The 16,883-nt window shown below is 34.7% G+C and carries 14 protein-coding genes, 1 tRNA gene and 1 other annotated feature; of the genes, 13 read left to right on the top strand and 2 right to left on the bottom strand.

The genetic code is table 11. From position 1 onward, the window contains the following. Positions 1-205 precede the first annotated feature (205 nt). The 8 genes from GSM_RS10310 to GSM_RS10275 all read left to right on the top strand — a co-directional run bounded on the left by GSM_RS10310 (position 206) and on the right by GSM_RS10275 (position 6,552). Positions 206-279: transfer RNA gene (locus GSM_RS10310), tRNA-Arg, on the top strand. Positions 280-508: 229 nt separating this feature from the next. After that, the gene (wecB, locus tag GSM_RS10305) at positions 509-1,648 is read left to right on the top strand and encodes a non-hydrolyzing UDP-N-acetylglucosamine 2-epimerase (RefSeq protein ID WP_003688458.1); all 1,140 of its coding nucleotides are present in this window, start codon (positions 509-511) and stop codon (positions 1,646-1,648) included. A gap of 30 nt (positions 1,649-1,678) precedes the next feature. Continuing rightward, positions 1,679-2,071 carry a hypothetical protein gene (locus tag GSM_RS10300; protein ID WP_003688459.1) on the top strand — a complete coding sequence of 131 codons (393 nt, stop codon included), beginning with the start codon at positions 1,679-1,681 and terminating at the stop codon, positions 2,069-2,071. Positions 2,072-2,146: 75 nt separating this feature from the next. After that, positions 2,147-3,283, top strand: a complete 1,137-nt coding sequence (locus tag GSM_RS10295; RefSeq protein WP_003688460.1) for an ArgE/DapE family deacylase — start codon at positions 2,147-2,149, stop codon at positions 3,281-3,283. Positions 3,284-3,388: 105 nt separating this feature from the next. Then, the gene (locus tag GSM_RS10290) at positions 3,389-4,039 is read left to right on the top strand and encodes an alpha/beta hydrolase (RefSeq protein ID WP_003688461.1); all 651 of its coding nucleotides are present in this window, start codon (positions 3,389-3,391) and stop codon (positions 4,037-4,039) included. A 251-nt stretch (positions 4,040-4,290) separates the two neighbouring features. Beyond that, the gene (locus tag GSM_RS10285; protein WP_003688462.1) at positions 4,291-4,809 is read left to right on the top strand and encodes a TetR/AcrR family transcriptional regulator; all 519 of its coding nucleotides are present in this window, start codon (positions 4,291-4,293) and stop codon (positions 4,807-4,809) included. 3 nt (positions 4,810-4,812) lie between these two features. Next, a complete protein-coding gene (locus GSM_RS10280) occupies positions 4,813-5,877 on the top strand; it encodes an ABC transporter permease (RefSeq protein WP_003688463.1) in 1,065 nt (354 codons plus the stop codon). Between the two features lie 3 nt (positions 5,878-5,880). Further along, complete coding sequence (locus tag GSM_RS10275; protein ID WP_003688464.1) at positions 5,881-6,552, top strand: ABC transporter ATP-binding protein; 672 nt, start codon at positions 5,881-5,883, stop codon at positions 6,550-6,552. A 146-nt stretch (positions 6,553-6,698) separates the two neighbouring features. Here the strand turns inward: GSM_RS10275 and apf are convergent, their stop codons facing one another. Then, entirely contained in the window at positions 6,699-7,370 is a 672-nt protein-coding gene (apf, locus tag GSM_RS10270; protein ID WP_003688465.1) for an aggregation-promoting factor, read from the bottom strand. 398 nt (positions 7,371-7,768) lie between these two features. Beyond that, complete coding sequence (locus GSM_RS10265) at positions 7,769-8,677, bottom strand: magnesium transporter CorA family protein (protein ID WP_003688466.1); 909 nt, start codon at positions 8,675-8,677, stop codon at positions 7,769-7,771. 143 nt (positions 8,678-8,820) lie between these two features. On the opposite strand from GSM_RS10265, the gene GSM_RS10260 reads away from it, so the two are divergent. The 5 genes from GSM_RS10260 (at position 8,821) to tyrS (ending at position 16,539) form a co-directional block, all read left to right on the top strand. Then, positions 8,821-10,002 carry an acetate/propionate family kinase gene (locus GSM_RS10260; protein ID WP_003688467.1) on the top strand — a complete coding sequence of 394 codons (1,182 nt, stop codon included), beginning with the start codon at positions 8,821-8,823 and terminating at the stop codon, positions 10,000-10,002. Between the two features lie 236 nt (positions 10,003-10,238). Continuing rightward, entirely contained in the window at positions 10,239-11,360 is a 1,122-nt protein-coding gene (locus GSM_RS10255) for an exonuclease SbcCD subunit D (RefSeq protein ID WP_003688468.1), read from the top strand. Next, the gene (locus tag GSM_RS10250; RefSeq protein ID WP_003688469.1) at positions 11,357-14,476 is read left to right on the top strand and encodes an AAA family ATPase; all 3,120 of its coding nucleotides are present in this window, start codon (positions 11,357-11,359) and stop codon (positions 14,474-14,476) included. Before GSM_RS10255 ends, GSM_RS10250 begins: the two co-directional genes overlap by 4 nt. Before the next feature lie 73 nt (positions 14,477-14,549). After that, positions 14,550-15,014: a Fur family transcriptional regulator gene (locus GSM_RS10245; RefSeq protein ID WP_003688470.1), complete on the top strand. Its 465-nt coding sequence runs from the start codon at positions 14,550-14,552 to the stop codon at positions 15,012-15,014. Between the two features lie 37 nt (positions 15,015-15,051). Next, positions 15,052-15,242: a binding site (T-box leader), on the top strand. Positions 15,243-15,288: 46 nt separating this feature from the next. After that, on the top strand, positions 15,289-16,539 hold the full coding sequence (tyrS, locus tag GSM_RS10240) for a tyrosine--tRNA ligase (RefSeq protein WP_010078195.1): 1,251 nt from the start codon (positions 15,289-15,291) through the stop codon (positions 16,537-16,539). Positions 16,540-16,883 lie beyond the last annotated feature (344 nt).

Below are 16,883 nucleotides of genomic sequence, written 5' to 3'. Positions count from 1 at the left end.
TCTAGTTGTGAGTTACGTGTGGCAAAGTTAAAGCTATATTCGTATTTCGTGTTAATGCCCAAATTTTATTGACTTATGCCACACGCCCTAATTAAACAGACTGTGTGAGAATATTTATTTTAAGTCAGTTACTAATAAAGCGAACTATTGACTTTAGGAGGTTATCTTCATATACTTATATAGTTAGTATTTTGCTTATTGGTATGCGCTTGTAGCTCAGCAGGATAGAGCAACCGCCTCCTAAGCGGTAGGTCATCGGTTCGATTCCGATCAAGCGCACTCGGATATCTATAACTGATTAAAAAGGAGCCAAGTCGAAAGTTAACTTTTGATTTGGCTCCTTTCTTTGAAGTAAGGGCCATTATGGTTAACTTTTGTGAATTTTCTAACAGATATATGGAGAATATATGCAAAAAGCAGTATAAACTACTTGGGATTACTGTTCCAGTAAACTTTTGTTTGTAGTACAATTAATACATAAATTAGATAATATTGAGGTGAATATTTTTTGAAGAAATTAAAAGTGATGACAGTTTTTGGTACTAGACCTGAGGCTATCAAGATGGCACCTGTGATATTAGAATTGAAGAAGAGAGAAAGTCAGTTTGATACCGTAACCGTTGTGACGGCACAGCATCGTGAAATGTTGGATCAAGTGATGGTAACTTTTAATATTGTCCCTGATTATGATCTTGATATTATGAAACAAAATCAAACATTAGGAGATATCACTGCTAATGTTTTGAAATTATTAGATGGAGTGTTAGAGAAGGAAAAACCTGATATAGTTTTGGTTCATGGAGACACGACGACAACTTTTGCAGCAAGTATAGCAACTTTTTATCGCCAAATTCCATTAGGTCATGTTGAAGCTGGTCTAAGGACATGGAATAAGTATTCTCCTTATCCAGAAGAGATGAATCGTCAAATGACGGATGTTTTGAGTGATATCTATTTTGCTCCTACCAGTCAGAGTAAAGATAATTTACTTAAGGAAAACCATAAAAGTGAACAGATATTTATAACTGGTAATACAGCGATTGATGCACTTGAAGAAACTGTGACAAGTGATTATCATCATAGTGTACTAGAAGAAGTAGATGAGAAGAATAGATTGATATTATTGACAATGCATCGACGCGAGAATCTCGGGGAGCCAATGGAACAGGTATTTAAGGCTGTGCACAAAATTGTTGAGCAAAATCAGGATGTAGAGGTAGTTTATCCGATGCATCTGAATCCGAAAGTTAGAGAGGTTGCTAAGCGGATACTTGGGAATACTGAAAGAATTCATTTGATTGAGCCTTTGGATGTTGTTGATTTTCACAATCTCTGTGCTAGAAGCTATTATATTATGACAGATTCTGGTGGTGTCCAAGAAGAGGCCCCAGCATTGAAAAAGCCAGTTCTCGTTTTACGTGATACAACTGAGCGACCAGAAGGCGTTGAAGCTGGAACACTAAGGCTTGTCGGGACAAACCAGATGGAAGTCGAGAAAAATATGGACTTGCTGTTAAATGATGACGAAATTTATCAAGCAATGGCAAAAGCGAAAAATCCTTATGGTGATGGTCATGCAAGTGAACGAATTTTGAAGGCAATTGTATATTATTTTGGTAAAGGTATTACAAGACCGGCTGATTTTTAGGTAATAGTTGGATTTGTAGGGGGAGATATTATGGAAAAAGTTGATCGATTCGGATTTAAGAATGAGGAACAAGTATTTCATCGGTATTTTCCATTATACACGGTGGCTTTGCGCTACTATCCAGAAATATATTCTCTTCTTGAAAAACATCCAGATCTAGAGAATCCAAGGACGATTTCTTCGAATTTCAATATTATTTTTGCAATCATTAGGTACCAGACAATGGTAAAAAATCTTGTCAATCTACAGGCTGTTAGTGAGGCTGATGAGGATGTTTTGCAAGAAGTTAAAGAATTGCGTAAGGTAATAGATACACTTGATAAACTTAAATATCAAATTGCTCACAATCCATCTTCAGTAAAGAAAGCAATTTTAGTTAAAGATAAAGTATTAGATTTTAAGAGCTTTAGTAAAAAAGAATAGATGATTAGTGCTGCTTTTCTATTAGGAAAGTGCGCACTAATTTTTTTATACTAAATTAATTGAGGAGGATAGACTATGAATAAAGATGAAAAAATTAAAATATTACGTGATTTGATAAAAATAAATTCAGTTAACGGACATGAAGCAAAAGTAACTAAGTATCTGGTAAAACTACTCGAAGATAAAAATATTAAGGTACATGCAGATTACTTTGATGAAGATAGTGCAAACCTTATTGCCAATATCGGTGTCGGCAATGGGCCAGTACTTTGCTTTGAAGGTCACCAAGATACTGTAGCGATTGGGGATGAAAGAAAATGGAAACACAAACCCTTTGAAGCTGAAGTAGTTGGCGATAATATCTATGGGCGTGGTGCCGCAGATATGAAGAGTGGTTTAGCAGCAGCGGTAATTGCAATGATTGAATTGAATGAAGATTTAGAAAAAATTCCAGGCAGAATAAGATTGGTAGCTACTTCAGGTGAAGAATTCGGTGCAAAGGGTGCATATCGTTTAGCTGATAGTGATGTATTGGATGACGTTTCAGCCATGGTTGTGGGAGAACCTACTGGTGGTAAAATAATTCATGCACATTCAGGATCATTAAATTATCGAATTAAAAGTTTTGGCAAATCTGTACATAGTTCAATCCCTGAAAGAGGAACTAATGCAATTATTGGGTTGAATTATTTCATTAATGCTGAACGGAAGATATTTGAGAATAGCCCTGTCGATTCAATCCTAGGAAAGTTCAAACACAGTATCACTACAATCAAAGGGGGTAGTCAAGTTAATATAATCCCCGACTATGCAGAACTATATGGTAATATTCGACCAACAATGGTGCTGAGTAATCAAAAGGTCAAAGACATGCTTGCTAAGGTAATTCGTAATTTAAATGAAGAACATAAATTAAAGTTAGAACTTGAAATAGTCCATGACTTTTTCCCGATGAGTACGTCTTCAGAGAATACTTTTGTAAAACAAGTACTTAAAGCAGCAAAGGAGAATTTTGGTTCTAAAGCACAATTGGGAATTATTAATGGTGCAACTGATGCGAGTGTTTATGTGCAGAAATATCCGACATTGCCGGTTGTGGTGTTAGGACCGAATACTTGGGAAATAGCTCACCAGGCAAATGAAATGACTAGTATTAAAAGTTACATAAATACAATTGAAACATATAAAAAAATAGCAAGGTCATTTTTTTAATAAAGATTATATTTTGTTAAATTTATTAATTTTTAATTTCTATTTAAGATGTTAGCAATTATAATTAAAAAAGTTATAATTAAAATATAGAAATAGGAGATTAATATGAAGTATAAATATGAGATTATATATCCTAAGATTGAAGTGACCAAGGAAACCCCAATTGTTATGACACTCCATGGAATGAACTCATCTTATTTTGATTTGAGGCCACTGGTTCCAGTTTTTGGGAAAGATGTAATTGAGTTGCATATACAAGGTGATCTCAATTACGGAAGTGGATATGCATATTTTATTCCTAAATTTATTGATAAGACAGAAACAGAAGTTATTGGGGATGTTATCGCAGGTATTCATGATCAAGTAGAAAAAATCCTAGGGCAGAAAAACTTGCAAGGTAATCCGTTATTTTGCTTGGGATTTAGTCAAGGTGCAATTATTAGCGCAGGTTTGAGTATTTTCTATCCGAATTGGTTGGATGTAGTAGCAATATTAAGTGCAAGATTGCCTCAATTCTATATTGAGGAAGCTAGAAAGAGCCTTACAGAAAAAAAGTTGGATACAGGAGTATTTATTTCTCAGGGACAAAAAGACCCAGTGTTTCCACTTGAAACTGGTCGCAAACTTGCAAGTTTCTTTAGAAAATATACTGACAACGTTGAGTATCATGAATATCCTGGTGGTCATATTGTTGATTACAGTGAACCGAAGGATATATATGATTGGTTCAATGAATTTTATATCACAAATAATTAGTATAAGTTAGGCTGGGTTAAAAAACTCAGCTTTTTTATTTGCGATTAATACTCTCAATTTAACTGTTTTATCTAGCAATAATGCAAATAATAGAAGTAAAAATAGTAGTAATAATGATAAAATTTAAGTACGATAGTATGCCATGTATTCCTAAATTCTGATAAAACTATTAACTTGACAGATAATACATGACTGAACTATTATCCATACATAGTGACACCGTGTCACCAAAAATGTAAGGAGGGAGTCATGTGGTTTCAGAAACATTTGAAAATTTAAATATTGAAAAGAAAAAAAGAATATTTCGGGCAATGCTGAATGAATTTGAAAAGTATCCATTGTCTCAGGCGCAAGTTGCAAGAATTATTAATGAAGTTGGGATTTCAAGAGGAAGTTTTTACAAATACTTTAATGGTATTAATGATGCGTACTGGTATGTTTATCGAATCGCTATGGAAGAAATTCATAAACAAAATGTAAGCAGACAGGGGCAAAAAATTCCTTATCAAATGCTTGTTCGCAATTTTGTGGAACAAACTGCAAACAGTCAGTTCTTTAATTTTATCAAAATGCATCTTTGTGTGAATGAATCACTAATTAAGAACGAAGAAAAACAGGTATTTGAAGAACAGCCAGCAGATTTTGAAGAATGGGCCGTGATGGTTTTGTCTCATGAAGTTATTAAACAAATACTTCTTAAACCTACTGATAAAGAAAAATTACTAAATTATCTAGATATGGCTGTCAAAAAAATAAAACAGGAGGATTAAAATATGTTCCTTGCATGGAAAGAAATGCGTTACGAAAAACTGAGGTATACGTTGATCATAGCAATGATTGTTTTAATAAGTTATTTAATATTTATTTTAACTAGTTTAGCCCAAGGATTAGCTAGACAGAATACGGATGCAATTAAATCATGGGATATTCAAAGTGTTATTTTAAATGATAATGCTAATACAAGCATGACCCAATCGATAATTACAAAATCACAATTAAACAAGGTACAGACTGGTAAGAAAACAGCAATTGTAACGCAAGTCCCGGTCGTAGTTCACGGTGATGGTAATAGTAAGGTTAGTGCACAGTTTGTGGGCGTAAATAGTAACCAGTTTATTATGAAAAATTTGAAAGTCATAGAGGGTAAAAAGCCAATAAAAGCTAATGAGGTACTGGCAGATAGCTCACTTAAGCAAGCAGGTTATCAGATAGGGGATAAGGTTAAGTTGAATTCTGGTCAAACCAATTATTTAATTAGCGGTTTTGTAAATAATGAGAAACTTAATATTGCTCCTGTCATCTACGGCGCTAATAGTGTGGCCAAGGTATTAAAAAATGCAGGATCTACTTTTGCAGCAAGCGCAATTGTCTCGCAAGATAGTAAGCCTATTCTCAGCAAGGATAGTGGTTTAAAGAATTACTCAGTAGGAGGGTTCATTAAAAAACTTCCTGGGTATTCTGCACAACTGACTACCTTTATTTTTATGATAGGTTTCTTAATGATAATCTCACTAGTAGTAGTTGCTGTGTTCCTATATATACTGACAATGCAAAAACTAGAGAACTATGCAGTATTACGAGCACAGGGGGTTCCTGTGGGCGTATTGGTACGTGCTACGATCTCACAGTCACTATTAATTGTTGTCAGTGGGTTGATAGTTGGAACTGCACTGACGGGATTAACAGCGAGCTTCATACCTTCGGAAGTCCCAATGTATTTCAGTATTCCATTGCTGAGTATTGTGGCTATTGGCTTAGTTGTGGTTGCATTGTTGGGTGTAATAATTCCAATAAGGGTAGTGACACGTGTTGATCCAGTGACAGTGATTGGAGGATAGGTAATGGAGAAGGTTATTTTAAGAGAAATTAATAAATATTTTGGTGAGAAGAAGAATCGGATTCATGTCCTAACTAATGTTAATTTTAAAGCACAAAAAGGTGAGCTATGTCTGGTGCTAGGCCCTTCTGGATCTGGGAAAAGTACTTTTCTGACAATTGCGGGTGGAATACAGACACCCTCTTCTGGGGAAGTACTTATTGATAATGTAAAACTAGATAGTTTGAAAGAGAAACAAAAAGAACAACTTAGATTAGAAAAAATTGGTTTTGTTTTACAAAATTATAGCTTGGTTCCGTATCTTAGAGTTGAAGAACAATTTGAATTAGCGAGGCGTGTAAAAAAAGAAGGGAACATGAATAAAGCTGATTTCACTGCAGTAATTAAACAACTAGGAATCGCAGATTTATTGAATCAGTATCCGCGTGAGTTGTCGGGGGGGCAGAGACAGCGTGTAGCAATTGCACGGGCACTTTATTCGAATCCAGATATAATCTTTGCTGATGAACCAACTGCAGCTCTGGATTCACAAAGAGTTGTTGAAGTGGGGAAATTATTTAGAGATTTAGCACATAACCATAATAAGTCCGTTATCATAGTGACACATGATTTGCGATTAAAGGAATACGCCAATCGAATTTATGAGATTATGGATGGCAATTTGAAGCAAGTTTAGATAAGATAAACAATTCTTTTTAGGCAAACTGTAATTTGAATATGCATAAAAAAGGCGCTGACACAAAATAATCGTGTCAACGCCTTTTTTTATTAATATCCTATTTAAAAACTATATTATAACACTGTTGTAATTGACGACTAGTTTTAGTACCAGCCGTTAGTTTGCCAATGTTGAACCGCATTCTGCCATGAGCCATAACGACTGACAACATAACTGTTGGCAACACGTTCTTGGTTAGCAGCAGAATAATCACCATTCAAATACGAAGCAGAAAGTTGGTATTTACCATAATATTGACCATTTTTTGCTGTATATGAACCACCTGATTCACGAGCGGCAATCCAAGCACGAGCAGCAGATTCGCTTGATGATGTTGATGTACTTGTCGATGTTGTGGATGTTGCCGTATTTGAGCTAGCAGCAGCTGTAGTAGTGCTCGAAGAACTTACAGCAGGTGTACTAGTTGCAGCACTTGAAGTATTACTTGTGCTTACAGCTGGTGTACTTGTTGTACTTGCAGCAGGTGCACTTGTTGTGCTGGTAGAAGTTGATGCTGTGCTTGTAGTACTTGTTGAGGTACTTGTAGTACTTGTAGTTCCACCAATTTCTAATTTTTGACCAACAACAATCACGTTTGCATCTTGTAAACTATTTTGTTGCTTAATAGCATCGATTGTAGTGTTGTATTCATTGGCTAATTCAGAAACAGTATCCCCAGCCTTAACTGTAACAGTATCAGCATTTGCTGCGACTGTACCAGCTGTTAACATACCTGTAACTGTTGCAGCTGACAATAAAATTTTCTTAATATCCATAGTTATATATTCACTCCTGTTTTTTGTCTCGTAGCATTTAGCTACCCTTCATGCGATTTCCAAATCAAATCGCGTCAACAGTGATTAGTATATCCATTAAACATGACAGGAAAATAGCAGTTCTGTTACTATAGGGATCTTTTTTGTAACATTTTATTGCTTTTGTAATATATCGTAATATAAATAAGTGATAATTCAGAATAAAAAAGCGAAATATTGCTAAAGTGAAGGTGTTTATGAGACCTTTCATTAAATGTGACAAAAATGGATAAAAAATTGCCAGAAATTTTAGTATTTGCAGAAAAAAAATAGAAAAAAATGCTTTTTTTATTTGATGGTCCCATTTTGGGGGGTATTAAGAAGATAAATTACAAATATTTCGGCTTTTTGCAACATTTTTAGAAAAATCTACGAATTTTGAAAAAAATAACTAGAATTATTATCATAATTATTGTCGCAAATGTAATATTGACCCATGCAATCGAACCCTTAGCGAATGGTAGAACTACATTCATACCATAAAAGCCTGTGATAATAGTCGGAATTGTTAGCACAAGAGACCAAACAGTCAAAAAACGCATAACATCATTTAAATTATTATTGAGTAAGTTGTTCGACGTTGCAGATATACGCTCAGTAACTTCTAATGCAATCTCGACAGTTTGTTCTGCCTGATGGGCTTCAATTGAAATATTATGCAAGAGTTTTTTTTCTGTTTGAGATAATTCTTGTGAAGATTGATTTTCAGTTATATTCTCAAGAACTAATAGATTTGTTTTGATACCACTAGCGATATAAACAAGACTGCGTTCAACATTTGATAACTGAATCAGATTCTGATTGCTTATTTTGTGTTTAAGGTTATTTAAATAACGATCGCGTGTGAGGTTTAGATTGTCAATGGCATCTTGAAAGCAGATTGTGACTTGATATAAGATAGTTAAAATCAAGGTTTTTATTGATGCATCCAAATGAGTCGCTTTTGCAATCGTTTTTGCAGTATCAAGATCTAAGAATTTAGAACGGAAGGTAAAAACAGTATTTTTCTTGACCAAAAATGTGATTGGCTCCAAAACAAAATTATTAGTGTCGACATTTTTTTTAACAGGTAAGTTATAAATCAATATTTCGATGTTTTCTTGCTGATCGTAGCGAGCTCTTTCATGTTTATCTGTTGCGTATGCAATGTGTCTGGGATTGAGTTCATGGTTTTCAATGAGGTTATTTTTGTCTTCATCGGTGATGTCACAAACGTCGAACCAAGTGAATGAGTTTCTTTTTCCTTCTATTATATGCTTTGTAATCATGGTAGTTACCTCTTAATTAGTTATTACGAAAAATTTTAGCATACTTTTTTAGTAGGTGCTTGATTTGTGCAAATTTTAATGGAATACTGTCAGAAAATAAGAAGTACGATATAATTAAGTTAATAATAATGGAGGTGCTTTGATTGGGTAAGGTATTCTTGGTAAATGCAGGAAGTTCTTCAGTTAAATGGAAGTTATTTGAAGCAAGTGATGAGAGTGTTATCGCGAAGGGCCTAGTAGAACGAATAAACATGCTAGGATCCCTATTCGAAGTTAAATACAGTGGCAAAAAGTATGAGATTAAGATTGATAATTTATCTTATGAAAAGGCTGCTGAGTTAATTTTTGAAAAGTTGCAAGAACTTAAAATCATTACTGATTTAGGAGAAATAGAGGCTGTAGGGCATCGTGTTGTTGCAGGTGGTGAACTGTTTAAGGAAGCTGTCGAATTGACAGAGGATAATTTAAACAAGTTATCTAAAATGAATGATTTTGCACCTTTACATAATCCAATGGAAGTTAAATATGTGAATATCATGAAGCAGACATTGTCTGAAGTTCCACAATATGCTGTTTTTGATAGTCAATTCTTCACGGATTTACCTGAAAAAAATGCGATTTTCAGCATACCATATGAATATACAAAGAAATTTGGAATTAGAAGATATGGAGAACATGGAATTAGCCATGAATATATTTCTCATCGGGCAGCAGATTTGCTAAATAAGCCGTTGAAATCTTTGAAGATGATAACACTTCATTTAGGAAGCGGAGCATCAGTAGCTGCTGAAAAAGATGGTAAGGCATTTGATACATCAATGGGATTTACACCCTTGACAGGCTTAACAATGGGAACACGTGCTGGCGATGTTGATCCATCGATCATTCCATATCTGATGAAGAAACTATCACTAAGTTTGAACGAAGTTCTGTTGATGCTGAATAAGGAATCCGGACTACTTGGTGTTTCCGGGATATCTTCGGATATGCGGGATTTATTGGCAAACTCGGAGCAAGAACAGGTAAAACTTGCAATCGACATTTTTATTAATCGCATAGTCAAGTATGTCGGAAGCTATTATGCTGAATTGGGTGGACTGGATGTTCTGGTATTTGCTGGTGGAATTGGAGAAAATAATCGAGAATTACGTAATCTTATTGTTGAGAAACTGCAAGTGTTGGGTCTGAAAATCTCTCAGGATGCCAATGAAACAAATAAAGAAGGGGTAATATCAGCGGAAGATTCTTCTGCAAAAATAATGATAATCCCAACAAATGAGGAATTATCAATGGTTAGACAGATTTTAGCATTGCGTAATAAATAGTACTAGATATTTTGTATAATATTTCTGAAAGATCAATATAAATTGAAGAAATTTGAAGACAATTGGATTATTTTGGCTTATGCATATTTTTTACATGTAAAAAAATGAAGGGACTAGGACAAAGGACGACTTTTGACTGGTCCTTTTATTTACACTTTGCAAGTGAGTAAATATCAAAGGCAAGATATGTTATACTTTTAAAATGAACAGACGTTCGTAAAAAAGGTGGGGATAGGATGCGCTTCTTACATACAGCAGACTGGCATATCGGGAGAAAATTATACGGATATGATTTAGCGAAGGAACAGGAGCATGATTTTGCACAAATTACAAAAATTGCGTTAGAAAAGAAAGTTGATGCAATTGTAATTGCTGGTGACTTATATGATAGAGCTTTGCCAAATGAAGATTCTGTAAATCGTTTGAATAAAATGATTGTAGAGCTGAATTTAAAATTAAAGAAACCAATCTTGGCTATCAGTGGTAATCATGATTCAGCAGCTAGACTGAATACTGGAAGGGAATGGTTTAAAGCGACGCAATACTTCTTGAATACTAGTATCGAAGAAGCAATGACACCTGTTGAATTTTCAGATACACAGTTCTTTTTATTACCGTATTTTCAAATATTTCAGGCTAGAAACTTTTTTGCGGATGAATCATTGACTGATTTGACTGTTGCTATGAAAAAGATAATAAAAAAAATGAAAGAGAACTTTGCTGCAAATAAAAAACATGTGTTGGTCGCACATTTTTTTGCAGCTGGTAGTACCAAAACTGATTCTGAAACAAAAATTGAGGTAGGAGGATTAAACGCTGTACCATTAGACCTCCTTACAGACTTTGATTACGTAGCTTTGGGTCATCTTCATGATGTTAATGCATTGCATGATGAACGAATTAAATATAGTGGGTCTCTTGCTAAGTTTTCAGTGTCAGAAGCAGAGACTACTAAGGGTGTATGGATTGTTGATACTGAACCTTTCCATTCTGATTTTGTTGCTATAAAACCTCTTAATGATATTGTATTGCTGCAAGATAGGTATGAAGAGCTGATTTCGCCAAGTGTATATAACGAAGTAGACAATGAAGATTTCGTAGCGATTACACTGACAGATAAGGCGGTTATTCCAAACGTCATGAATAATTTGCGTGAATTCTATCCCAAAATAATAAGCTTAAGTCGTGAAAATCAAATAGTAGATCTTCCGAAGAATGAAGACATTGTGCTTGAATTAGATCCAATGAGGTTGTTAGAGAATTTTTTTGAGGATATGACAGGTGAAAAAATAACGGAGCAGCAAAAAAAATGGGCATCTAATAGTCTTGAACGTGTGATTGGTGGTGAAGAAGAATGAAGCCGCTGAAAATAAAGATGACTAATTTTGGGCCATATGCAAAACAAGAAATTGATTTTACACGTTTTGCTGAACAACCGCTTTTTCTAATCAGTGGTAAAACTGGTAGTGGAAAAACGACGATTTTTGACGCCATGTGTTTTGCTCTTTTTGGAAGCACATCAGGGGATGATCGTGAGGCAGAAGCAATGCGCTCAGGTTTTGCCAAAGAATCTGAGGTGACAGAAGTTGAATTTATTTTTGAACATCAAGATAAAGTTTATCGTATTAAACGCCAACCCAAACAAGTCATTATCAAAAAGAGAGGTTCTGGAACAAAAATTCAAAATATGACAGTACTGCTGAGCTATCAAGATGATGGTAAAGAAGTTGAACTAAATAAAGTTGGGCTAGTCAATAAATTTATTCAAGAATTAATTCATCTGACATTAGAACAGTTTACACAGATAATTATGTTGCCGCAGGGAAAATTTCGGAATTTTTTAGATTCAGATAGTAATGAAAAAGAAAAACTATTACGTGAGCTCTTTTCTACGAGTTTGTTTAAGAAATGGGCGGATGATATTCAAAACCAAGCAAAAGAGACACATAATCAGATCCAAGAAAAGCAGAATGAGATTGATGCATTAAAGGGCCAAATCAATGGAATCGATAGCAAACTGGATGTGGCCAGTTGGTTAGAGGCTGCAGGTGAAAGAAATAAAGAGAGTAAGCGAGTTAGAGATGCTGCTAAGTTAAAGTTAACCAAGATGGAAGAACAGGTTGCAGATGCGCAAGATAATTTACTGAAAAACAAACTATTACTGCAGGACTTTGAAACATTAGGATCTATTAAAAACAGTTTACTTGAATTTAGAAATGAAGACTGGCTTAAAGAAGAAGAGAAAAAATTAAATGAGTTGAAATGGCTTCAGAAAAATGAACAGTTAGTTTTAAGGCTTGAAGAACAACAATCGTCCTATGATAAAACAAAGGACAAAATTGAAGAGGTTGCTGCACAGAAAAGAACTGTCGAAGAGAAACTTAGGGCAAATCAAGAAGAAAATAGGAATTTAGAAGCAAAAGAAGATGAAATTAATTCTTTAACTGATGATGTAAGACGATTAAAAGATAAGAAGGTTTATGTTGAAAAAGCAGCGCAATTAGATGTTGAACGGATAACTGCTGGCAATGAGTTCAAGATACTTAAAAATGAGATAACCAAACTAGAGAAAACATTAGCTCTAGACCAGAAAAATATTGAAAAGCAGCAGGGAATTATTAAGCTGAACGAAGGTATATCAGAAAAAGAATTGAAATTGCAAGAAACAGGGAGCAATCTCACCAAAGCAGATGAATTGATAGAAGAAATGGAGGAAAACAAGTCCAAGGTTGGTAAATTAAAGGTAACTTTAACAAAACTGAAAGCTGATTTAGCAGATACAAAAAAGCAGATGAGCATTGCAAAAGAAAAGCACGAAGAATTAGATGCTGTACTAGCAAAAAATCAGATAATTATGTTAAGTAAGAAGTTAAAACCAGGTGAACCTTGTCCGCTATGCGGTTCATTAGAACATCCACAAGCATCGATGATAGATGAATTGCTAGTTGAGGTGACAGAAAGCGATGTTGAAGATGCAGCAAAAAAGCAACAGAAATTAATGCAAAATAGTGGTGAAATAGCGGGCAAGATTGATACCAATGAGGAAAGAATTGCAGAACTAATGATCACTTCCGACCAAGACTTGCAAAAATTGAATGATATTCTGAATATAAAAGAAGTTGATTTTGCGGAGATGCAGATACGGGTCTCTGAATTAAAAAAAGATTTAAATACTGGGATTCGGGAGCTAAAGGAGCAAAAACAGAATATTAAAGATGCCTCAATAAATCTTGAAGATATGCTGCATGAAAAAGCAAAGTTTGAAGAGAAAATGGAATCGTTAAAAGAACAAGAACGTGGTTTTAAACTCGACATTGCTAAAATAGAGGCAAAATTAGCAACGGTTCACGCAGAAATACCAAATGGCATTACTTCATTACAACAAATGGAACTACTTATATTCGAAAAACAACAAGTAATTACAGATTTTGAGACAGAAAAGAAAAAAGTTGTCGATCAGGCGGTCAAGCTTGCTACCAGCTTAACGATGCTTACTGAGAGACTTGAAGGTCTTAAAGAAACAAATGGTTCTTTAGAAGCGAGTTTGCGACAAAATAGAAAAAAACTCAATGAAATTATGTTCAAGCATGACAAGAATTTAACCATTGCTAAGATGAGGTCAGGGATTGATGAGGTAAAAGAGATTGCTGTGATTGAATCAGAAATTCGGAATTATCAGAATAAAATTGTTGAATTAAAGACACAAATTGCTGATCTTGAAATGAGAACGGATGGTAAAGATATTCAAAATATTACAGAATTAGATGCAAGACTGGTGCAATTAAAACAGGACAAAGAATTTGCTTTTGCGGAATATGAAAAGAATTCACAGGAATACTCTGAACTATTCAAAGTTACTCAGACTGTTAAAAAAAGATGGACCGAATATCAGACAAAACTCAAACTTGATGCTCAATGGAACCAATTATTGGAAGTGATAGGTGGGAAAGGGAAAGTTAAATTAGGCCTAGAGCGATATGTCTTGCGCAAATATATGAGACAGGTGCTGCAAGTAGCCAATGTTAAATTAATGAATCTAACGAATGAGCGATATTATTTTGAACTTGACAAGAGTAACGGAACTTATGCTACAGATACGGGACTCGAGTTGGATATTTTTGATGCTGATTTGGGTAAACTTAGAAGTGTCAAGACTCTTTCTGGTGGTGAGAGTTTTATTGCGGCATTGTGTCTAGCGCTTGCCATGGCAGAAGTTGTTCAGAGTATAAATGGAGGAACTCAAATTGATGCTTTGTTTATTGATGAAGGTTTTGGTGCACTGGATGACGATTCATTGCAAGTTGCATTAGAAGCACTCCAGACTTTAGAAGGAAAGAATCGTTTAATTGGAATAATTAGTCATGTAAGTGCATTACGTGAACAATTGCCGGCACAGTTAAGAATAGAATCTAAAAATGGACGCAGTGTGGCGCATTATATTTTTGATTTTGAAGAGTTGCCAACTCTTAGATAGACTTTTTTTTGTCTAAGGTATAATATTGTTGTTGAGAATTATTATCATTTATAACTATTGAGGAGTGAATGTGATGGCAACGCAGGAACAAAATACTTTGCTGGTAGCTGCGAATAAACTAAAGAGCAACAAAATTAAAAATACGCCACAAAGACAGGTAATACTGTCATATTTAATGACGTCACATGCTCATCCATCGATTGAGATGATTTTCAAGTATGTCAGAAAAAATGGTTTCAGTGTCAGTTTGGCTACTGTGTACAATACACTGCAGTTATTTGTAGATCATAATTTGATTATTGAAATTGCGGCTGATAGTGGTGGGCATATGCGATATGATTATTTCGAAGTGCCACACTATCATGTAATTTGTGTTAATTGTAATAAGATAGTTGATGTTTTTGATGATTCATATAAGAAAAATGAGAAAATTGCTATAGCCAAGACTGGTTATCAGGTTTTGAATAGCCAGTATGAAGTTTATGGAGTTTGTCCCGAATGCCAGGTAAAACTCAAGAACAAAGCAGTTAGAATTTAATTGACACTTAGGTATGTCTAAGTTATACTTTATCTGTCAAAAAGCAATGAGATAGATAGTAGGAAGGTAATCACTATTTAAGAGACTTGATGGTGCTGCAAATCAAGATAAATTATTCTTCCGAATTACACTATTGAGCTTGGATTAGGTTCACCTCTTTATCGGTGTAAGAGCTGGTCATGATCATGACAACTTGGGTGGTAACGCGGAATTTATTTCGTCCCTAATACTATTATTAATAGTATTAGGGATTTTTTATTTCAGGAGGGGAAAAATGAATATTATTGATGAATTGACATGGCGTGGTGCGATTAACCAAATGTCAGATGAAGAAGAACTAAGGAAAAAAGTTGAAGAAAAGTCGATTGGCGTATACTGTGGTGTTGATCCAACTGGAGATAGCCTACACATTGGACATCTTATCCCATTTATGATGCTCAAACGATTCCAGATGGCTGGACATCGCGCACATATTATAATTGGCGGTGGTACGGGGTCAATAGGTGATCCTTCTGGTCGAAATTCTGAGAGAGTTCTGCAGACTATGGAGCAGGTTCATCACAATGAAGAAGCACTGACATCTCAAATGAAACACCTTTTTGGCAAGGATAATATAACTATTGTGAATAATTATGATTGGCTGTCAAAAATAGACCTGCTGAGTTTCTTACGTGATTATGGGAAGTTATTTAGTATAAATACAATGTTGAACAAAGAAGTTGTCTCGAGTCGACTAGAGAGTGGAATTTCTTTTACGGAATTCACATATCAAATTCTGCAGTCAATTGATTTTCATCATTTACTGAAGGAAAAGGATGTTGAATTGCAAATTGGCGGTGCAGATCAATGGGGAAATATCACAGCGGGAATTGACATGATTCATAAGATTGAAGGGTCTGATACAGAGGCATTTGCATTAACAATTCCCTTGATGTTGAAGGCTGATGGGACTAAGTTTGGGAAAACCGCAGGTGGAGCAGTTTGGCTGGATCCTGAGAAAACAACACCTTATGAATTTTATCAGTTCTGGTTGAATCAAGATGATCGCGATGTAGTGAAATATTTGAAATACTTTACTTTTTTGACAAAAGAGGAAATTGATGAGTTGGCTAAGAAGGTTGCCGCTGAGCCTGAGAAGCGCGAGGCTCAAAGAAGATTGGCTGAAGAAGTGACAGCTTTTGTACATGGTAAAGATGCGGTAATCCAAGCTGAACATATTTCAAAGGCATTATTTTCTGGGGATGTTAAGATGCTGACTGCTACTGAAATAAAGCAAGGGTTTAAAAAGATGCCAACGGTTGAGATTGCGAATGAGTCAATGAATATTGTTGATTGGCTTGTTTCAACTCAAATTGAGAAATCAAAACGCCAAGCTCGTGAAGACGTTACGAATGGAGCTATATATATAAATGGTGATAGAATCAAGGATCTAGATTATATAATTAATCCTGCTGAATCATTCGAAGGAAAATTTGTAATTGCGCGTCGGGGTAAAAAGAAATATTTTCTTGCTAAAGTAAAATAGAAAAAGCTTTATTCTGAATTTAATGTTTTTTTCAGAATAAAGTTTTTTTGATAGTATTTACACTAAATTCCGAATTATTTTTATTTATACAATAAAATAGTTAGGATATTCAATGGCAGATATTTTTGGAATTTTTTTGCTGATATTTATTTTTAAATTTTTTCTTGACGACTTAATTGTGAGAGCGTATAGTAATCAATGTTGCTGCAACAGATTGATTCTTTTTTTAAGAAATAGCAATAAATACTTGTTGACAGTAAATGCTTTATCGTCTATAATTAAATAGACAAACAAATAATATGTGATAATTCATTTATTGAATTTTTATGCATTTTGTTTGTATG

It is taken from the genome of Liquorilactobacillus mali KCTC 3596 = DSM 20444, from assembly GCF_000260415.1.
Lineage (GTDB): Bacteria > Bacillota > Bacilli > Lactobacillales > Lactobacillaceae > Liquorilactobacillus > Liquorilactobacillus mali.
The sequence above is the reverse complement of the archived record's forward strand: the minus strand, read 5'-3'. Positions and strand labels throughout refer to the sequence as shown.